Annotated in this window: 17 protein-coding genes; 11 read left to right on the forward strand and 6 right to left on the reverse strand. The window is 44.1% G+C overall.

Annotated features, from left to right (window positions below):
• Positions 1-206 precede the first annotated feature (206 nt).
• From R7E51_RS17140 to R7E51_RS17155, 4 genes are all read left to right on the forward strand, one after another.
• Positions 207-1,460 (forward strand): aromatic amino acid transport family protein, encoded by a 1,254-nt coding sequence (locus R7E51_RS17140; protein WP_005388284.1) that lies wholly within the window; start codon positions 207-209, stop codon positions 1,458-1,460.
• A 97-nt stretch (positions 1,461-1,557) separates the two neighbouring features.
• A complete protein-coding gene (locus R7E51_RS17145) occupies positions 1,558-2,919 on the forward strand; it encodes an L-serine ammonia-lyase (protein WP_042522776.1) in 1,362 nt (453 codons plus the stop codon).
• Between the two features lie 212 nt (positions 2,920-3,131).
• On the forward strand, positions 3,132-4,847 hold the full coding sequence (tpdA, locus tag R7E51_RS17150) for a cyclic di-GMP phosphodiesterase TpdA (RefSeq protein ID WP_042522777.1): 1,716 nt from the start codon (positions 3,132-3,134) through the stop codon (positions 4,845-4,847).
• Positions 4,848-4,941: 94 nt separating this feature from the next.
• Positions 4,942-5,409: a GNAT family N-acetyltransferase gene (locus R7E51_RS17155; RefSeq protein ID WP_017636099.1), complete on the forward strand. Its 468-nt coding sequence runs from the start codon at positions 4,942-4,944 to the stop codon at positions 5,407-5,409.
• Positions 5,410-5,498: 89 nt separating this feature from the next.
• Here the strand turns inward: R7E51_RS17155 and queD are convergent, their stop codons facing one another.
• Positions 5,499-5,861, reverse strand: coding sequence for a 6-carboxytetrahydropterin synthase QueD (queD, locus tag R7E51_RS17160; RefSeq protein WP_005376896.1), 363 nt, complete (start codon positions 5,859-5,861; stop codon positions 5,499-5,501).
• Positions 5,862-6,154: 293 nt separating this feature from the next.
• Here queD and R7E51_RS17165 point away from each other — a divergent pair, with 293 nt between their 5' ends.
• Positions 6,155-7,780 (forward strand): methyl-accepting chemotaxis protein, encoded by a 1,626-nt coding sequence (locus R7E51_RS17165; protein ID WP_042522778.1) that lies wholly within the window; start codon positions 6,155-6,157, stop codon positions 7,778-7,780.
• Positions 7,781-7,969: 189 nt separating this feature from the next.
• Entirely contained in the window at positions 7,970-9,370 is a 1,401-nt protein-coding gene (asnS, locus tag R7E51_RS17170; RefSeq protein WP_017636101.1) for an asparagine--tRNA ligase, read from the forward strand.
• 91 nt (positions 9,371-9,461) lie between these two features.
• Here asnS and R7E51_RS17175 read toward each other — a convergent pair whose 3' ends face one another.
• Complete coding sequence (locus R7E51_RS17175) at positions 9,462-9,686, reverse strand: hypothetical protein (RefSeq protein ID WP_033905633.1); 225 nt, start codon at positions 9,684-9,686, stop codon at positions 9,462-9,464.
• A gap of 98 nt (positions 9,687-9,784) precedes the next feature.
• Positions 9,785-11,176, reverse strand: coding sequence for an aminotransferase-like domain-containing protein (locus R7E51_RS17180; protein ID WP_206957880.1), 1,392 nt, complete (start codon positions 11,174-11,176; stop codon positions 9,785-9,787).
• A 257-nt stretch (positions 11,177-11,433) separates the two neighbouring features.
• Here R7E51_RS17180 and R7E51_RS17185 point away from each other — a divergent pair, with 257 nt between their 5' ends.
• From R7E51_RS17185 to R7E51_RS17195, 3 genes are all read left to right on the forward strand, one after another.
• The gene (locus R7E51_RS17185; RefSeq protein WP_033905637.1) at positions 11,434-11,664 is read left to right on the forward strand and encodes a hypothetical protein; all 231 of its coding nucleotides are present in this window, start codon (positions 11,434-11,436) and stop codon (positions 11,662-11,664) included.
• A gap of 245 nt (positions 11,665-11,909) precedes the next feature.
• Positions 11,910-12,209, forward strand: a complete 300-nt coding sequence (locus R7E51_RS17190) for a hypothetical protein (protein ID WP_005376885.1) — start codon at positions 11,910-11,912, stop codon at positions 12,207-12,209.
• 332 nt (positions 12,210-12,541) lie between these two features.
• Positions 12,542-13,732 (forward strand): amino acid aminotransferase, encoded by a 1,191-nt coding sequence (locus R7E51_RS17195; protein ID WP_042522780.1) that lies wholly within the window; start codon positions 12,542-12,544, stop codon positions 13,730-13,732.
• A gap of 89 nt (positions 13,733-13,821) precedes the next feature.
• Here the strand turns inward: R7E51_RS17195 and R7E51_RS17200 are convergent, their stop codons facing one another.
• On the reverse strand, positions 13,822-14,463 hold the full coding sequence (locus tag R7E51_RS17200; protein WP_064368581.1) for an outer membrane beta-barrel protein: 642 nt from the start codon (positions 14,461-14,463) through the stop codon (positions 13,822-13,824).
• A 314-nt stretch (positions 14,464-14,777) separates the two neighbouring features.
• Between R7E51_RS17200 and R7E51_RS17205 the strand changes: the two genes are divergently transcribed.
• Both R7E51_RS17205 and R7E51_RS17210 read left to right on the forward strand, forming a co-directional pair.
• Positions 14,778-16,667: a DUF294 nucleotidyltransferase-like domain-containing protein gene (locus R7E51_RS17205; RefSeq protein ID WP_033905640.1), complete on the forward strand. Its 1,890-nt coding sequence runs from the start codon at positions 14,778-14,780 to the stop codon at positions 16,665-16,667.
• 8 nt (positions 16,668-16,675) lie between these two features.
• Positions 16,676-17,395, forward strand: coding sequence for a 3'-5' exonuclease (locus R7E51_RS17210; protein WP_005376881.1), 720 nt, complete (start codon positions 16,676-16,678; stop codon positions 17,393-17,395).
• Between the two features lie 72 nt (positions 17,396-17,467).
• Here the strand turns inward: R7E51_RS17210 and R7E51_RS17215 are convergent, their stop codons facing one another.
• Both R7E51_RS17215 and R7E51_RS17220 read right to left on the reverse strand, forming a co-directional pair.
• On the reverse strand, positions 17,468-19,351 hold the full coding sequence (locus R7E51_RS17215) for a methyl-accepting chemotaxis protein (protein WP_005376880.1): 1,884 nt from the start codon (positions 19,349-19,351) through the stop codon (positions 17,468-17,470).
• A 231-nt stretch (positions 19,352-19,582) separates the two neighbouring features.
• A complete protein-coding gene (locus tag R7E51_RS17220) occupies positions 19,583-21,154 on the reverse strand; it encodes a BCCT family transporter (RefSeq protein ID WP_005376879.1) in 1,572 nt (523 codons plus the stop codon).
• Positions 21,155-21,167: the final 13 nt, after the last annotated feature.

Consider the following 21,167-nt stretch of genomic DNA (forward strand, 5'->3'; position numbering starts at 1 on the left):
ACAAACAGCCCTATTGATAAGTTTTTCTAATTTTACTCATTAGCAGAAATCACGAGTAGCACATCATTTTCGTGATAAAAAGCAGGTTTTTGACATATCATTCAATAAGCGTAAGCAATAAATGATTTAGATCTAATTTTCCTAGTGTAAAATCTTGCAAAATTACTCCCGACTTATTTCCTGTTCCCAAAATGAGTAACTAAAAAATGAATACAACTACTTCTGCGGTTTCTACCGCACAATCGTCTAGTAAGTTTTCTTACAAAGACTTTACCTGGTGTCTGTCCCTTTTTGGTACGGCAGTAGGTGCAGGTGTACTGTTCCTTCCTATTAAAGCAGGTGCAGGTGGCTTCTGGCCATTAGTAATCCTAGCCCTAATCGCAGCACCAATGACTTGGTTCGCACACAAATCTTTAGCTCGTTTCGTTCTTTCTGCGAAAAACCCTGAAGCGGACATCACCGACACAGTAGAAGAGCACTTTGGTAAGACTGGCGCAAACCTTATTACGTTCGCTTACTTCTTCGCTATCTACCCAATCGTACTTATCTACGGTGTTGGTATCACAAACACAGTTGACTCTTTCCTAGTTAACCAAATGGGCATGGAATCTATTCCTCGCTGGCTACTTTCTGGTGCACTTATTGCTGCAATGACAGCAGGCGTAGTATTCGGTAAAGAGCTTATGCTGAAAGCAACTTCAGCAATGGTTTACCCTCTCGTGTTCATCCTACTAGCACTGTCTGTATACCTAATTCCTGGTTGGAACACTTCAATGATGGAAGTGTCACCTGACTGGGGTGCAATGCCAGCTATCGTTTGGCTAGCAATCCCTGTTATTGTGTTCTCTTTCAACCACAGCCCAATCATTTCTCAGTTCTCTAAAGAGCAACGTCGTGTATATGGTGATGACGCAGTTAAGAAAACTGACGCTATCACTGGTGGCGCAGCAATGATGCTGATGGGCTTTGTTATGTTCTTCGTTTTCTCTGTTGTACTTTCTCTGTCTCCAGAGCAACTAGCAACGGCGCAAGAACAAAATATCTCTGTTCTCTCTTACCTAGCAAACGTGCATGAATCTCCACTGATCTCTTACATGGGTCCATTGGTTGCTTTCGCAGCGATCACCTCTAGCTACTTTGGCCACTTCTTAGGTGCGCACGAAGGTCTAGTTGGTCTAGTGAAATCTCGTTCAAAATCACCAGTAAGCAAGATCGAGAAGATGTCTCTAATCTTCATTGTAATCACAACTTGGATCGTTGCTATCGTTAACCCAAGCATCCTAGGTATGATTGAAACAATGGGTGCACCAATGATTGCGGCAATCCTATTCTTGATGCCAATCTTCGCAATGCAAAAAGTTCCTGCGATGGCTAAGTACAAAACTTCAGCACCTGTGCAAATTTTCACAGCAATCTGTGGTCTTGCTGCAATTAGTTCTGTAATCTACGGCGCTCTTTAATCATCTCTGCCCAGTGCAGTATGATTAATCCAAAAATATAACGATAAAATTAAGCCTCCCAACTCCCCTTGGGAGGCTTTCTTCTGAGGTAATCGATATGATTAGTGTTTTTGATATCTATAAAATCGGTGTTGGACCTTCAAGCTCACACACTGTAGGCCCAATGAAAGCGGGTAAAGAGTTTATTGATGATCTTCGTGCAATGGGAAAACTGCGCGACATCACTAAAATCACCGTTGACGTTTATGGATCACTATCACTGACAGGGAAAGGTCACCACACAGATATTGCTATCATCATGGGTCTTGCAGGCAACACTCCTGAGAAAGTTGATATCGATTCTATCCCGGGCTTTATCGCTCGTGTAGAAGAAACTGAACGCCTTCCTGTTGGCATGCACTGTCACACAGTATCGTTCCCACGTGAAGGTGGAATGAACTTCCACAAAACAAACCTAGAGCTACACGAAAACGGCATGCAGATCCACGCGTGGATCGAAGACGAAAAAGTGTACTCAAAGACTTACTACTCTATCGGCGGTGGTTTCATCGTTGATGAAGAAAATTTCGGTAAAGAAGCTGAGAACCCAGTAAAAGTACCTTACCCGTTTACAACGGCAGAGGAACTGGTTAACCAATGCCACGAAAGTGGATTGTCCATCAGCGCACTAACCATGAAGAATGAGCATGCGCTTCATTCAGATGAAGAAACTCGTACTTATTTCGCGAACATCTGGCGCACAATGCGCGAGTGTATGGATCGCGGTATGAATGAAGAAGGTATTTTGCCTGGTCCACTACGCGTGCCTCGTCGTGCAGCAGCACTTCGCCAGCAGCTACTTACTTCAGAAAAGACGACAAACGACCCAATGTCTGTTGTTGATTGGGTAAACATGTTTGCTTTCGCAGTAAACGAAGAGAACGCAGCAGGTGGCCGCGTTGTTACAGCACCAACTAACGGTGCGTGTGGCATCATCCCTGCGGTACTGGCTTACTACGATAAGTTCATCCAAACTGTGACTGAAAAAGATTACATCCGTTACTTTGCGGCTTCTGGCGCAATCGGTGGTCTTTACAAGCGCAACGCGTCTATCTCTGGTGCAGAGGTTGGCTGTCAGGGTGAAGTTGGCGTGGCATGTTCTATGGCAGCAGCAGGCCTTGCTGAGCTTATGGGTGGTAGCCCAGAGCAAGTATGTATGGCAGCAGAAATCGCGATGGAGCACAACTTAGGTCTAACGTGTGACCCAGTTGCAGGTCAGGTTCAGGTTCCATGTATCGAGCGTAACGGTATTGCGGCAGTAAAAGCAATCAACTCAACTCGCATGGCACTACGTCGCTCTTCAGCTCCAACTGTTTCTCTAGATAAGGTTATCGAAACCATGCTAGAAACAGGTAAAGACATGAACGCGAAATACCGCGAAACATCTCAAGGTGGTCTAGCAATCAAAGTGATTTGCTAATACGACTTTCTGAATACCAATCAAAACCCGAGTTTATGCTCGGGTTTTTTTATACCCCAAAAACCTAGGAGAATACGTTATCAGGACAAGTAAAAAAAAACCTAAAACGTTGAATATATCCAAATATTATGGATATCTCAGTAAAAAATCACATCTCTTCCCTAGCTTTATTGATAACGTAGCCAAAAATTAAACTTGGAGCACATCAACACATGATTAGGTTTGAAATTGGAAACCAAATCTGCGTTTGCTTGTCCGAAAACGAAATATCTCTAGAGCTCAATCAGTCACTCCACCACTCCATTCCTGTCAACCCAAATGAGTACGCCATTCTGTCAACTATCGCCACATACGGCAGTTTAAATACGCCGATTAGTCAGCGGTTAATAGAAAGCAAAATCACTCAACAATACAAAATGACACTGCCTGAAAATGGCTTTAAAAACGCGGTGGCCGCTCTAAGAAAGAAATTTCGCAAGCTCACGGAAGAACATTTAACCACTAACAAAAACATTATCGAAAACATTCACCGGACCGGATACTTCATTCCTTTTACTATGCAAAATAACCATCAGAATGGCATCGAACATCAACAGAAGATCAATCAATACACAACCAATAGTCTTCGCAAAGCGCTTCGTATTTGCCTGCGTAATAAAAAGATCTATTCAGAAGCAATGTGGGTTGTGTTGATCACTGCGATCATTTTCTTTGCTATCTGTTACTACGCGATAAACAGCATCGTTAAACATAATTATCTGGATAACGCCTTCGAAATTGCAGAGAACCTTTCCCGCAGGAGTTGCTTTGCTAATGAAAGCGAACTGAAGTCACTATTTGATAATGTGAAGTTGGTGGAGTCGAGCATGATGCTAGATCGTTTCAATATTCGATGCTTAGTCACTCCAGAAACCGTTGTCCCTGTCAGCAAAAAAGCGTTTGAAGAGTGGAGTAACAATAGCAATTACACTACCCAATCATTTGACTTAAATAACGCAACTGTTTTGGTTCGTGTTAAAAACATTAACTTATCCGACAATGTTGAAAATCATATTTCACGTTTTTTTCTTTCCGGTATGAAGCTATCAACGAATACCGGAACGTCGTTAGAGATTGGTAACACCAATGAACGCTTTTTCAATTATCACGTAAAGAATAGTGGCTATAAAGAGGTGTATTACATCTCTGGGCCGTTTCAAAGTATCATTCTACTGAGCTTACTTTTTCTCATTATACTGCGTCACCGCTCCCTACAAGCCTTTATGGCTTACTTGTGCGCAATTCGACAGTTCAAAATAAAACTGGAGCCGATTTATAACACTTCGGCACAAAAGATTGTGCACTACGAAGCTCTCTCCCGGTTTAAGGTAAAAAATACGCAACGGTTTATTGAAACACTGATCCGCAATGGATTGCTGCTAACTCATACCTTACTGGTGATTGATTCCATCTACACCAAACAAAAAGCGTTGCCCATCCCTATCAGCATTAACGTTTGTCCTTCTTTGCTGCGAGGGCGTAACTTTTCAATCCTATATAGAGAGCTATCTAATCGGGATTGCCGTTTGCTGACAATCGAAATCACAGAAAATGCATCGATGTACTATACCTCTGAGATTTATGACAATGTCGCGAAACTAAAAGCTCTGGATTGTAAAATCAGTATTGATGACTTTGGCACCGGCAATAATAATGTGGCGCTTATCAGCAAGCTGAATCCGGACTACCTCAAAATCGACCGAGAATTTGTTATTGGCCTAAAATCTGATGATAAAAAGATAGAAACCTTGCGTCAGTTAATTGCTATGGGCAATACGTATCGCTGCACGGTCATTGTTGAAGGCGTAGAAACGGCAGACAGTGCTCACTTACTCACAACATTGGGCGCCTATATTCACCAAGGTTATTATTACCCTCTTCATTGCTAGCTTTTCTTCACTCGGTTAGTTACTTAAAATAGATCTAATACTCTATAAAAACTCGTGGTGGCATAAAGGTATGCCGCCAATTTGTGATTGAGCGATGATTGCGATTAAACCCACCAAACTGAAAGATTTTTCAAGTTTGATGCAATTGGATGTGCAAGAAGAGCAAAAAGGATTTTTTACACCGTTTGAAATGGCTTATCAAAAACGTAGTAAGTCAGAGGCGTTCTTTACGATTTATTCTGATGATCTATTAGTAGGCTATCTTGTTATCGATAAAGGTTTCTCCCAACATGCGCCGTTTGCTAAACGATACGAACTGGAGCTTAAGTACTTGATGATTGATCAACGTTTCCAACGTCAAGGGGTTGGGAGTGAGGCATTGCGTAAACTGTTCCTTTATGCGTATACCATTAACCCTAAAAGCACCTCTCTTTGCGCCACTGTTCCACAAAGTCAGCAATACGCTATCAGTTTTTTTGATGCGTGCGGATTCATTAATACAGAGGAAACAACATTGGGTGATAATGAAAAAGAATGGATTCTACGACACCCATTAAGCTAACTGGTGAAGCATAATCAAAATTGGGCCATTCAGATACAACAAAGGCAAGCTTCTCGCTTGCCTTTGTTTAATGCTCAATAGAAAGTGACTTATTCGCCTTTGTAAATACAACCCGCTGTGCACGTTTCTTTGATTTCTACTTTACTTAGCAGTGGTAAGCTTGGCTTAAGCTGCTGCCAAATCCATTTTGCTAACACTTCGCTAGTCGGGTTCTCTAACCCTTCAATGTCGTTTAGGTAGTAATGGTCTAAGCGATTGTAAATTGGTTTAAACGCAGCTTTGATCTCTGCAAAATCCACTACCCAACCTGTATGTGGATCAACTTCACCTTCTACATAAAGACGAACAAGGAAAGAGTGTCCGTGCAAACGACCACACTTGTGACCTTCTGGTACGTGTGGCAAATGGTGTGCTGCTTCGAACATAAACTCTTTGTATAATTCTGTTTTCATCTTGATTCTCAGGCTTTAAAAAGACAGGCAATACTAAGGAATTCGCTGCCAAGAGACAAGCGTTACCCCATACAAGCGTAGCAAAAACTTCCGCTAGTTCCCGGCCTCTTTGCTATCACTCACACCAAAGCGCCGTATTTCTGTCACGCGCCAAACATTTGATTACACAGCACTCACATCACAATTACATATCCCCAACATGTGTGGGGTCACAATCATTCATTTCGTTGTTCGCAGTGCGCATTTGTGCACATTAATATTGTGCAGTTCGTTCCAATTACACTTATAAATTTATGCGCTCAACTATCACTTTTAAGCTCTTACTGGCGTTAATTGCTGTCTTCAGCTGCGTTCTAGCTGCCTCTACGGCTTACCAATACCATCAACAAAAAACCTTAATCAATGATGTTCTTAGTGAACAACTCCATGATAAGGCTAGTAATTATTTCGATAGCCTAAATATGATGATGCTTACGGGCACCATGTCGCAAAAAGAGACCTTACGTCAAAAAGCCCTGGCCCAAGAAGGCATTGAAGCAGTTCGCGTGTTGCGAGCTGATACTGTGACCAAACTTTACGGACCTGGGCAACAAAACCAGCAGCCTGTCGATGATATTGATCAACGAGCGTTGAATGGTGAACTGGTGATTGAACCAATCTCAGCCGATTGGGGCAAAGGGTTAGTAGTCGCGCTACCAATGAAATCGAGCGAAAATTACCGTGGCACCAACTGCGTTTCTTGCCACGTTGCACCAGCAGGAGAAGTGTTGGGCGCGATTCGCTTGGAATACAACATGAATCATGTCAATTCAATGATCAGTAAACAGGCAATGTTTGCGATGGGAATAATGGCCGTAATCGCATTTGTGGGCTTCATCATAACGATGAGTTTGATTCAGAAAATCATTGTACGACCAATTCAAAGAACGTCGAAATTCATGTCGAATGTGAGCCATAGCAAAGATCTATCTCAACGACTTATGCATCACCAACAGGATGAAGTGGGCCAACTTTCTACTGCCATCAATTCATTCATGGATACGGTCTCCGAAAGCTTAGAACGTGTGCAAGACACCTCTCACTCACTTGCCGACTCCGCGAGTAAACTAACTGCTGTCGCGCAGTCCACAGATAAAGCTGCCAATAACCAACAGCTAGAGACCAGCGAAGTACAAAGCAATATCACCGATATGCTGCAGCAACAAACTGCGGTTGAGGACTCGACTAACAACGCTACTGTTTTGGTCAATCACACCGTTGATGTCGCCACTCATAGTGCAAGCCAAGCACACAATGTAAGTGAAGACATCAAACAACTAGTAAGTAACATTGATACCGTACGGGAAAAAATCAGCTCTCTAAATCAAAGAACCGAAGAAGTGTCGTCCATTCTTGTGGTTATTAAGGGTATTGCAGAACAAACCAATCTGCTCGCGTTGAATGCTGCTATTGAAGCCGCCCGAGCCGGAGAGCAAGGGCGCGGTTTTGCGGTCGTCGCGGAAGAAGTGCGTAACCTGGCTTCTAGGACGGCTGAGGCCACTGGTAATATTGAACATATCATTTCTCAATTCCAGCAAGGAAGTGAAGAGTCATTAACTTCTGTTGATACCGTCTGCCAGTTTGCTCATCAACGCTCTGTCGATGTCGAGGCACTATCAGCCACAATGCATAACGTTGTTGACGAAATGCGCCAAGTGCTCAGACATGCAGAAGATATCCAAAACCAGACGCAAACCACATCTGATGTAAGTCAGCATATTCAATCTAAAATAGATGTGATCACACTGCATGCTAACGACACATCGCAATCAGCATCGCACACGCGTGATATTAGTGTTGATTTAGAGCATCTATCCGAACGTTTAGAGCAATTACTAAACCAATTCACACTTTCAGAGCACAAAAGAGTGAATAAATAGAGAGATTCTCCCCATCAAAACGAATATAAAGGTTGATGCGAGCGAATTGACAGGTAATATGTCTCGTTGAATCTGTAAAATGCTACCCAACTCAGCGCTTAGCTTGTTTTTTGAACAAAAATGTTATTAGACAAGTACTTTAAGTAAGCGTTGAGTTGAATTTTTACCTCAATGGAGAATATTGAAAACATGACTTACGCGCCTGTATCAGACGTATTGAAAGGTCAGCTAGCAGTAGACAGCGAAGTGACTGTTCGTGGCTGGATCCGTTCACGTCGTGATTCCAAAGCTGGAATCTCTTTCCTTGCCATATATGACGGCTCTTGTTTCGACCCGATTCAGGCCGTGGTCCCAAATAATCTTAATAATTACGAAGACGAAGTATTAAAGCTAACGACTGGCTGCTCTGTTGAAGTAACTGGTAAGATTGTTGAATCTCCTGCAAAGGGTCAAGACTTCGAACTTGCTGCCACTGACGTTAAAGTGGTTGGTTGGGTTGAAGATGCTGAAACTTACCCAATGGCAAAAACTCGTCACTCAATCGAGTACCTACGTGAAGTTGCGCACCTACGTCCGCGCACAAACGTAATCGGTGCAGTAGCACGTGTACGTAACTGCCTATCTCAAGCAATCCACCGCTTCTACCACGAGCAAGGTTACTTCTGGGTATCTGCGCCGTTGATCACGGCTTCAGATGCTGAAGGCGCTGGTGAAATGTTCCGCGTATCTACGCTAGACATGGAAAACCTTCCTCGCACTGACGCTGGTAAAGTGGACTACAACGAAGACTTCTTCGGTAAAGAGACGTTCCTAACCGTATCTGGTCAGCTAAACGCAGAAGCTTACGCTTGTGCGCTAAGCAAAGTTTACACTTTCGGCCCTACTTTCCGAGCTGAAAACTCAAACACAAGCCGCCACCTAGCAGAATTCTGGATGGTTGAGCCTGAAGTTGCGTTCGCAGAACTGGATGATGTAGCGAAACTGGCTGAAGACATGCTCAAGTACGTGTTTAAAGCGGTGCTTGCAGAGTGTCGTGATGACCTTGAGTTCTTCGCTCAACGCATCGACAAAGAAGCAATCACTCGTCTAGAGCAGTTCGTTTCTTCTGACTTCGCACAGGTTGACTACACTGACGCAATCCAGATTCTTCTTGATTCAGGCCGTGAGTTCGAATTCCCAGTTGAATGGGGTATCGATATGTCTTCTGAGCACGAGCGTTTCCTTGCTGAAGAACACTTCAAAGCACCTGTAATCGTTAAGAACTACCCGAAAGATATTAAAGCATTCTACATGCGTGCTAACGATGACGGTAAAACAGTTGCAGCGATGGACGTTCTTGCACCGGGCATCGGCGAAATCATCGGTGGTTCTCAGCGTGAAGAGCGCCTAGACATTCTAGATGCACGTATGCGTGAAGTGGGTATCGATCCTGAACATATGAGCTGGTACCGCGACCTACGTAAATACGGTACAGTGCCACACGCAGGCTTCGGTCTAGGCTTCGAGCGCCTAGTATCTTACGTAACTGGTATGGGCAACGTTCGTGACGTGATCCCATTCCCACGTACTCCTCGCTCTGCGAACTTCTAATCACTTTTTAGTGATATTGAATTAAAAAGACCTCCCATGTGGAGGTCTTTTATTTTGTACGATTGATTTTCTAGCAACCGGTGTATGCACTCTAGTTGTTATCTTCGTCGTCATCCTCATCTGCTCGCGCTGCGTATTTTACTCCAACCACACACAAGCCAAACATCACAAATGGGATAACGGCAGCAGTGTATTCCGTCCAAACCATATGAGAAAAAGATTTCGCCAATATCAAATGTGCAAACACCAACAAAAATGCGCTAAAAATAGCAACACCCATCAACCTAAGTTCATGCTTTACCAACTGCTTTTTCATTACGGCTCCTAACCTAAATGGTTGTCTGCCCATGATTGAAACACAGCTTCGGTATCGTCCACTGATACAGTTTGAGCAAAAAACAGGTAAACAGTTGGCTAATGAAGTAATTCTCCGACCGTCTTCACGGCTTGTTCTAATTCATCATTTACAGGTAACGATGTATTAAGCCTCAGGTAGTTCTCATAATTTGGAGCGACAGAAAACAACTGACCAAATGCTACAGTGATGTTCGCTTCCAATAACTTTTGATAAATCGCTTTTCCGCACTTTGTTTTCGGCAGTTCTATCCAAAGAAAATAGCCGCCTTCCGGTTGCGTGTAACGAATCGATTGGGGAAAGTACTTATCAACCAGTTCAATAAACGCCAATTGCCGCTGCTCAAGATTCTTTCGCAGTTTTCTAAGATGGCTATCATAACTATCGTTTTGCAAGTAATGCGCGATACCCTGCTGGATTGGTGCACTGCCTGACAACGTCGAGATAAGTTGCAGCTTTTGAAGTTGCTCATTGAAGCGTTTGTTTACCACCCAGCCCAGCCTATAGCCAGGACAAAGGCTTTTTGAAAATGATCCACAATGCAACACGCGCTCTTGTGTATCAAAAGCTTTAAGTGAGCTTGGCTTTTTTTCAGAAAAATAAAGCTCTGAATACGCATCATCTTCGATCAAGTACACATCGTATTTATCAGCCAGTTCGACGATACGTTGCTTCTGCCCGTCACTTAATAAGGTTCCTGTTGGATTGTGAAAGTTAGTCATTAACCAACATGCGCGAACATCATTGTCGGCAAAAGTCGCTTCAATTTGATCCACTGAATGTCCAGTTAACGGATCCACCGTTATTTCTATCGCCTTTAGACCTAAACGTTCAATCGCTTGAAGTGCGCCATAAAACGTCGGTGATTCAACTACAACAGTATCTCCAGGCTGGGTCACGGCCTGAAGGCTTAAATTCAACGCTTCTAATGCGCCAGAAGTAACGACAATATCATCATGGGTAAACACCATACCTTGTTGGATGTACCGTTGAGCAATCAAACGGCGTAGAGACTCACAGCCCGGCGGCAAGTTATCCAATAACGTCTCTACCCCCATCTTCCTGCCTGAGCTGGCTAGGTTGCGGTTTAGCGCTTCTAATGGGAACAATGCTGGGTCTGGAAACGCGGAGCCAAACTTCACCGCATTCGATGAGGCCTGATTTTTGAGGTAGTCGTAAAGTTCATCGTTGATGCTGGAGCGATAAACGGAAGTGGCTGGAGAACTCGGTTCGAAGCGGTCCAACTCCGCAGTCACAAAGTATCCAGACTGAGGTTTCGCTGCGACCCAACCTTGTGCTTCGAGCAGCTGATAAGCTTGTAATACCGTACCTGCGCTGACAGAATGGTTTCGGCTTGTTACACGCACTGATGGCAGCTTTTCCCCTGCTCTCCAAGTATTTTGCTGAATCTGCGTTTTGAACAGCTCAGCCAGTTGACGGTATCGGTTCATGTTTCCCTCATTTCACTTACAGCCGCACCATAGCATACTTCGCGCCAGCATTCTGATATGGGAGTATTCAATTTAGCAACGTAATTTATCAAGCTTATAATAGATATTTCAGCCACGAAGTGAGCGTTTATATCCCATACTTTGACCGTTACACACATATTGCCTCACATCTTTGCAATACCTAAAAGCAAGGTTTTACGTTGGACTGAGTGCGTTAAACTCACTTCGAGCTACGGTCTTTAAATCAGGAGGAAGCGATGAAAGTTTTTACAATGGACGATCTCTCGTATCGCGGAAAACATAAAGGTGTACATAGTTGGGACCATCCTGGCAGTACCACCCCTTATTATTGGCATCCTGATTGGCTGCATATCGCTGAAGATGCTTTGGGTGAACACAAAAAGGCTGACCTTGAAGTCCCTGATGGAGAAACAGCGACAGAAGAGCATGCAAAAGCGGCGATTCTCAAACACTTGAATGACAAGTAGTTTAGGCTCTATCACCGTTCAAGAATAGCATTAGGTAGGCGAATCCATCGTTGTATGCTTTAAACACAAATAAAGCTAAAACCTGCTAAATAGTAAATTCTTCTGAATGAGAAGTACGCACCTTCTATAGCGTTCAAAGGGCAAAATAAGTCGATTGTTATCACATTAATTTTCATTACATCTGTTACATTTAAATAGTAATGGTGATGCACACCTCAACTCATGGATTATGAGAGAAAACAATAATGGCGAAATACAACGAAGAAGATATTAAATACAAAGGTGAATCCAACGGCGTACATTCTTGGAGCTCTCCTTCCGGCCAACCTTATTACTGGCATCCAGATTGGTTACACGTTGCAGAAGATGCGACGGGTACGCATCCGAAGCAAAAACTTGAAGTTGAAAAGACAGAAGTACCAACCGAAAAGCACGCGTTAAAAGCGATCTTAAAGCATATGAATGACTGGGCGACTGAAAAGCTTTCTTCTAACCCTGACATCGAAACCAATGCGGTTGAGTCGGAAATCAATCTGAAGAAATAACCCCAACCGATATCCATACTTCTAACAGTAAACGCTCCACCTTTGGTGGGGCGTTTTTGTCTCAACAAATCCTCACTAGACAACTATAAACGCGTTAACGCAAAGCACTGAATTGAAACGATTGGGATGTGTGCAAAACTTCTCCAACCATGGCATAAATGCCCTTCAAACTCTGTGCCTACCAAACGTTTTCATGGCAAAAACTTTAGTTATGTTAGAATTCTGTTTCAAATCGCAACTTTTTTAGGTTTTCTTTTCAGTAACGGTTGTAACCAATATTGCTGAAAGGTATAAATGTTAGCACACCCCTTCGATTAACATGGATGAAGATTATGTTTGAAAAAGTAGTTGCCGCTCCGGCTGACCCTATTCTTGGCCTTACTGAAGAGTTTAAAAAAGATGCTCGCGCAGACAAAATTAACCTTGGCGTAGGTATTTACAAAAACGAGCAAGGCGAAACTCCCGTTCTTGCGACAGTAAAGAAAGCTGAAGCAGCACTTGTTGAAACTGAAAAAACCAAATCTTACCTAACCATCGAAGGCACAGCAGAGTACGGCATTGCAGTGCAAAAACTGCTTTTCGGCTCTGATGCAGAAATTGTAAACGAAAAACGCGCTAAAACAGCGCAAGCTCCGGGTGGTACTGGTGCACTACGTGTTGCCGGCGAGTTCATTAAACGTCAACTAGGCGATGTAAAGATCTGGATCAGCAACCCAACTTGGGCGAACCACAACGGCGTATTTACTGCTGCTGGTATCGAAACGGCACAATACAGCTACTACAATGCTGAAACAAAAGACAAAGACTTCGATGCGATGCTAAATGATCTGCAATCTGCGTCTGAAGGCGACATCGTGCTTCTACACGGCTGCTGTCACAACCCTACAGGGATCGATCCTACGGCTGAAGAATGGGAAACATTGGCGAAACTTATCGCAGAGAAGAAATTGCTTCCTCTGTTCGACTTCGCCTACCAAGGCTTTGCTAAAGGTGTGGAAGAAGATGCTGCAGGTCTTCGTACTTTTGCTAAATACAACAAAGAAATCCTAGTCGCGAGCTCTTTCTCGAAAAACTTTGGCCTATACAATGAACGCGTAGGTGCCTTCACGTTAGTAGCAGAGTCAGAAGAAGTCGCAACAACCGCATTTTCTCAAGTTAAAGCCATTATTCGCTCTATCTACTCTAACCCACCTGCACACGGCAGCGCTGTCGTGACTCACATTCTTGGCAACGCCGAAATGCGTGCGGAATGGGAAGCTGAAGTAGCAGAAATGCGTGACCGCATTCAAGAAATGCGTGAACTATTTGTAGCGACACTAAAAGCAGAGGGTGTGGACGCAGACTTTAGTTTCATCGAACGTCAAAATGGTATGTTCTCTTTCTCTGGTCTTTCTAAAGAGCAAGTTAACCGCCTTAAAGAAGAGTTCGGTATTTACATTGTCGGTTCTGGCCGAATCAGTGTTGCTGGTATGACGAAGTCAAATATGGGCCCTCTGTGTAAAGGCATTGCAGCGGTTTTATAATCGACTGTCGCATACTTCATTAAAAGGAAAGGTCAGCATAAGCTGACCTTTTTTGTTTTAACTTAACGCCAAAAACGAACCCGTCCGATCTAGTAGACAAACTTCAAACTCAGCCCAACTTCATTGACGTAATCTGAGCTTTCACCGCTGTAATCAGTATCTCTAAACTGATAAAAAAGACCAGTGCCGATGACTTTATGCCATTGGTAGTTAAGACCGATCTTAAAATTGTTCTCATCAACGATATCACTACTGTTCAACTCCACTTCAGCTGTCGCAATAAGCTTTTCACTGAGCAAGTAATTCACCCCAACAGTTACAGCTTGAATCAATTCGCTATCGGAAGACAACGTATTATCCGTTTTGTCGTCCGTCGCTTTCGCTTTGATTGCGCCTATTCCATATAGCCCGTAGATATCGAATTGCTCTGTAACTCCATAACGGTAACCACCACCAAACAAAAGGCGGTCAATGCGAAGAGTAAAATCATCCGGATGGAAAAACTGCGCTGAGTAATCAACATTAAACAACCAGTTCTCAGTAAACAAATAGTTACCACCGAGTCCAACTGTGGTCGCATTAGAGTTATCTAACCATTCTTCGTTTGTCGTTCCGGCACCAACATCCAAATGAATGTGTTCGTACCCAAATTTTTCTGCTTGGTCCATGACCGCTGCGCTTGATATCGCCGGCAAAGCAGCTAAAGAAACAAGCAATAAATTTCTCACCATTCGACTTCCTTTCATGAGAATTATCTAAACACTGTATTCCATCGCCTGAGCTACTTGGCTCAAAAAGAATAGCGTAATCTAAAGACGTGATAACGATCTGAAACAGCCAAAGAGCTAATCATTCATCACGAAGAAAACATATCGACGACGTCTTTTTCAATTGAGGTGATCATATAGTAGTAAAAATGAAGCTCCCTTATCGTGCGATATGTCAGAATCTTATGACTGAGCACGAAAATCGCGGTTCAGATAAGACTCTGTTTTAAAACTAAGTTAAGATTACTTTATTATTTGCGAACTAAAAGGCGCCTTCGATGGATGCAGAACTTCTCGAGATTTACAACTTTCTCGCCAAGTATCCCCCGTTCAATGAACTCCCTGAAGAAACACTAAACAAGGTGACAGAGAGTGTCGAAATCTCGTACTACCGAGAAGATACCCCCATCATCCATTTTGGAGACTATATCCAAGATTTATACGTGGTGCGAAGCGGTGTTGTTGAAGTTTATCGACGCAAAGGTGAGCTGTATAACCGCCTTGACGAAGGTGACCTATTTGGCCAGATGGGCATGCTCACCAATAACAAAGTCCGCTTTCCGGTAAAAGCCATTGAGGATACCCTGCTCTACTGTATTCCTGGTGACATTTTCCAAGAAATTTACGATAACTTTGATTCCTTTGCGGATTTTGTTGAAGTTGAAAATAGCGCTCGTTTACGCCAAGCCATTTCAGAAAACAAAGACGCCAATGACCTGACGACGTCAAAAGTGAAAACCTTGCTGACTGGCGATGCTCATACGATTGATCGTGGTCAGACAATCCAGCAAGCCGCGCAGCAAATGGCGAATGACAACGTATCGGCTTTACTTATCGTCGACCCAGATTTCGTTCGTGACGAAGACGATCCACAGTCCCCAGTACTTGGTATCATTACTGACCGTGACTTGTGTACCCGTGTGTTAGCTGAAGGTTTGTCCCCACAGGACGATGTGTCTAGTGTGATGACCACGGAGGTCATGTCTCTTGACCACAACGCTTACATCTATGAAGCAATGTTAACGATGCTGCGTTACAACGTACATCACCTACCAGTGGTAAAAAACCAATTACCAATCGGTATTATCGAAACAACCGACATTGTTCGTTATGAATCTCAGAATTCGTTGTTGTTGGTGAGTAGTATTTTCCAACAACAGACTATCGAAGATTTAGCAGTTGTTGCCGAAGAAGTGAAAAGCAGCTTCGTGCGTTTGGTCAATGAAGATGCCAACTCTCACATGGTGGGTAGCGCGATGTCGGTCATTGGCCGAAGCTTCAAACAGCGTCTGCTAGAAATGGCAGAAGAAGAGCTTGGCCCACCGCCAATTCCTTATTGTTTCCTTGCACTTGGCTCAATGGGGCGAGATGAGCAACTGTTGGTAACTGACCAAGATAACGCCATCATTCTAGATGAGACTTATCAAGAAGAGAAACATGGTAAATACTTCGAAGCCCTAGCAAAATACGTCAGCGATGGGTTAGATGCCTGTGGCTACAAATATTGCACAGGCGATATTATGGCAACCAACCCACTATGGCGCATGACTCGTTCAGAGTGGGAAGAGTGTTTTGCTGACTGGATTGATAACCCGAACCCGAAAGCACTACTCAACGCCTCCATCTTTTTCGACTTGGATGGCGTCTATGGCCGCTTAAAATGGGCAGAACAGTTAACCAGCTTTATTGTTCGTCGCGCTCGAAAGAACAACCGCTTCTTAGCGTGTTTGGCTCGTAACGCACTAAACAGAACACCACCTCTGGGCTTCTTTAAAGACTTCGTGATGGAAAAAGATGGCAGACACAACAACTCCATCAACCTCAAACGTCGCGGTACTGCTCCTCTGGTCGACTTAATTCGCGTTCACTCTCTGGCGGTTGGTTCACGTGCACAGAACTCGTTTGAGCGTCTTGACGACATTATTGATGCTGGCATTTTGCCAAAAGGTCGAGCACAAGACTTAAAAGACGCGTTAGAATTTATTTCCATGGTACGTATTCGTCACCAAGCGACGGATGTGGAACTAGGCATTGAGCCTGATAACAATATCGAACCGGAAAACCTCTCTGAGTTTGAACGTCGCAACCTAAAGGATGCATTCCAGATCCTAAGCAATGGTCAAAATTTCCTTAAGTTCCGCTACCAAGCGAACAAGAGCTTTAAGTGAGGTTTAGCATGATTAAAAAGCTCTTTCAGAAGCCAACCATTCAGTGGCCAACGAAGTTTGAACAAAAGCTGGAGATGGCGAAGGATGAGAATTTAATTGCGTTTTATAGCAACAAGCCGCCTGCTCCAGAAACACCGTTATCTGAGGTGGAGTTCGTGGCGTTAGATTTCGAAACGACGGGTTTGAATCCTGAAAAACATGACATCATTACTATTGGTTTGGTGCCGTTTAACCTGAAGCGAATTTTCCTACGTAACTCGCGTCATTGGAAGGTACGTCCACAGCGTGCACTCGATGAAGATTCAGTCATTATACACGGTATTACTCACAGCGAATTGATCGATGCACCTGACTTAGGCGATATCTTAAGCGAGCTGCTACCATGCTTAAGCGGGAAAATCATTGTTGTTCATTACCGTCGTATCGAGAGAGAGTTTCTGGATAAAGCGCTCAAAAGCCGTTTAGGGGAAGGTATTGAGTTTCCTGTTTTAGATACGCTGCACCTTGAAGAAACGATTCAACAGAAACGTTCAGGCTCTCTCTGGGAGCGTTTAAAAGGGAAAAAACCAGAATCGGTTCGGCTAGCGCAATCTCGACGCCGTTATGGGCTGCCAGACTATACGCCTCACCATGCATTAACCGATGCAATTGCTACCGCAGAGCTACTGCAAGCGCAAATCGCCCATCATTACAGTGAAGAGCAACCCATCAGTGAGTTCTGGCTGTAATATACTTCACGCTTAATAGCGATCAAAAAAGGAGCCAGATGGCTCCTTTTTTTTGCTTAGCTTGAGACAAGATTACAGCTTAAAGCGTTGAATCTCTTGTTCAAGTTCGTGTGATAGCTCAGACAGGTGAGCAGCTTGTTCTGCTGCTTGATGAGCTTCGACTGACAACTCGTTAGACACGTCACGAATACCTTCAGTGTTACGAGTGATCTCAGTGGTTACCGATGCTTGCTCTTCTGCTGCTGAAGCAATCTGCGTTGCCATATCACTGATACGCTCAACAGCAGTGTGGATTTGCGTCAAGCTCGCTGCAGCCGCATTGGCATCATCAACACTGGTATCAGCTAGACGACGACTGTCACCCATAATACCGACCGCTTTGGCTGTTGTGCCTTGTAGCATCTCGATAGTTTCTTGAATCTCTTGCGTTGAAGCATGAGTACGTTGGCTCAATACGCGGACTTCATCTGCAACCACAGCAAAACCACGGCCTTGCTCACCTGCACGTGCCGCTTCGATCGCCGCGTTAAGTGCAAGTAGGTTCGTTTGCTCTGCAATGCCTTGAATCGTTGATAGAATCGTATTGATGCTATTTCCGTGTGCTTCTAGCTCTTGAATCACATCAGTAGCAACTTGAACTTCTTGCGCTAAGTTCTGAATAGAGCCTTGCGTTTGAGTTACTTGGCTTGAACCGTGTGAACAAGCTTGAACCGCTTCTTCTGAGTTACTTGCCGTACTATCAGCATTACCTGCAATTTCTTGTGTCGCTGCTGCCATTTCGTTCACAGCCGTCGCCACCATGTTGATTTCATCTTGCTGGTAAGAGATACGCTGACTACGCTCCTCAGCTTGCTGTGCTGTCGTGCGTGCTTGCTCTGAAAGCGCAGAAGATACGTGGCTAAGCTTAGTAACCATTGTGTGCATGTTGCCAACAAAACGGTTGAAGTTTTCCGCCAGTTTACCTACTTCATCATCACTGCGTGGTTCTAGGCGTTGCGTTAAGTCACCTTCGCCAGATGCAATTTCTTCCAGTGCATTTGATACGCGGTTCAAGTCACGGAACAAGAAACCAACTAGCCAAGAAACTGCAAGAATAACCACAATCGTGATCGCCACAGCAGTGAACAATAGATCTCGTAGCAATACCGCATGACCTGCTTCTTCTGTTGCGCGATCCATTTCAATCGCAAACATCCAATGCGTACCAGGAACTTTATTGAAGTAGTAAAGCTTCTCTTTTCCTTTGATTACCGTATCTTCGATACGACCTTCATCGGCGGCGCGCTCAATTGCCTCTTCTGAAAAATCTTTTAGAACACTGGTGATAGGCTTAAGCGTCAAGCTTTTATCTGGATGCGCTAAGAAGGTGCCTTCATTCATGTCGATTAGCATCGCATGCGCGTTTTCACCTGCATCTAAGTTAATCACATCGCTGATAAGCTGATCGATCAGTACGTCCGCACCAACAACACCAACAAACTGACCATTTTTCATTACTGGCTCAGCAATGGTCACAAGTAGTGCATTCGTGATTGCGTCTTGATATGCGGCTGTGATGATTTGCTTACCCGCGGCATCAGCATCCTTGTACCAAGGACGTGTGCGAGGGTCATAATCAGCACGGTTACGCTCCGGATGAGAGCGGTACATATCACCGTTTGGTGTACCAAGGAAGATGTCATCGAAGCCACCAGCCTTGCGAGCTTGTTGTAGGAAAGGAACAACGTCTTGCTCGGTCGAGTAGTCGTTGAACGCAGTGGCAATATCTTTACGGATATTGACCCAATCAGAAATTCCCTCTGACGCAGTAGTACTAAGACTTTGCGCACGTGAATAGACACCTGAACGAGTCTGATCAAATAATTGACCAGCCGACAACCAAGTAAGTGCTGTTGCCATCACAACAACAGCAGAAAGGCTTGCGCCTATAAGCTTTTGTTTTAATGATAATTTCATATTTATAGTTTTTTGAGTTGGGAGAACAGTTAAGGTGCATGAATATTACACACTTTTTTACGACTATTCACTAATTTTTAAAAAACAAAATAGCACATTAACTCTTTGTAAAATATGAACTTTCATGTGTCATTTTTTTGTCTCGAGCGTCATAAAAACCGCACAAAAAAAGCCAGCAAATTGCTGGCCTTTTGATTAATTGTTAGTCAAACGGTTTTATAAAATGCCGAATTACTGACGCTCAGTTCGCATACCCATCAATAAGCTCACACACATTGCAAGCAGAATGAAGGTAAATGGCAGTGCTGTAGAAATGGCACCAGCCTGAAGAGCTTGAACCGCCTCGGAGCCACCAATCCATAGCAGAGCAACCGCAATTGCACCTTCCATGAATGCCCAGAAGACACGTTGAAGTACAGGTGCATCGACTTTACCACCTGCCGTGATACTGTCGATAACAAGTGAACCAGAGTCAGAAGACGTAATGAAGAACACAAGTACCAGCACAACAGCGATGATAGAAAGCATGCTACCAAATGGAAGAACATCAAACATTTGGAACATAGCAAGTGATACGTCAGTCAAGCCATTTGTGCCCAGCTCACCTACTTTATCAACAACTTGCTCGATCGCCAGGCCACCAAATACAGACATCCAAACAACGGTAACCGCCGTTGGAACCAGCAGAACTGCTGTGATGAACTCGCGAACGGTACGGCCACGAGAAACACGCGCGATGAACATGCCTACGAATGGCGACCATGAAATCCACCAAGCCCAGTAGAACACTGTCCAGCCTTGGAACCAAGCTTCGTCCGTACGACCAAACGGGTTACTTAGTGGGATGATATTCTCTACATATGCCATAAGTGTGGTTGGAATCGAACCTAGGCTCGCCGCCCAACCGATAAGACCAACAAGGAGAAGTAGCAAGAACGCCACAACCATGTTGATGTTACTAATGACTTTAACACCACCATCGATGCCGCGTACGACTGAAACAACAGCAAGTAAAGTCACCACGGTAATAACGACGATTTGCAGACCTAGGCCTGGCTCAACACCAAATACGTGATGAATACCACTTGCTGCTTGCTGCGCACCTAGACCTAGGGATGTAGCAAGACCAAATAAAGTCGCAAGCACAGCCAGAATGTCCACAATGTGGCCAGCCCAACCCCATGCACGATCACCCAGAAGTGGGTAGAAGATCGAACGCATAGATAGCGGTAAACCTTTGTTGTAGGCAAAGAATGCTAAAGAAAGTGCTACAACACCGTAAATTGCCCATGGGTGAAGGCCCCAGTGGAACATCGTTGCACCCAGTGCCAATCTCGCGGCTTCTGGTGTATTTGCCTCAACACCAAGTGGCGTTTCATACCAACCGGTGAAGTAAGCGACAGGTTCTGCAACACTCCAGAACATTAAACCGATACCCATACCAGCTGCAAATAGCATTGCAAGCCATGACATAAACGAGTAATCGGCAACAGCGTCTTTACCACCTAGTCGGATCTTACCCATTGGTGAGACGATAAGCGCCAAACAGAAAATAACGAAAATGTTACCTGCAATAATGAACAACCAATCGAATGAACCAATAATTTTCCACTTCAGCCCATCAAGTGCCGTCTTTGCGGTATGTGCATCTAGAACTAATGCAGCGACAAGAAACAGCGCAATTAAACCTGCACTAATACCAAAAACTGGGTTATGAACATCAAAACCCCATTTTTGAACGTTGTCCTGACCTACCGTATAGTCGGTACTATCGATACTGTACTTATCTATACCCTTTGTCATCGTTCCTCTCTAT

Source organism: Vibrio sp. Vb1166, assembly GCF_033338695.1.
GTDB classification, from domain to species: Bacteria; Pseudomonadota; Gammaproteobacteria; order Enterobacterales; family Vibrionaceae; genus Vibrio; species Vibrio alginolyticus.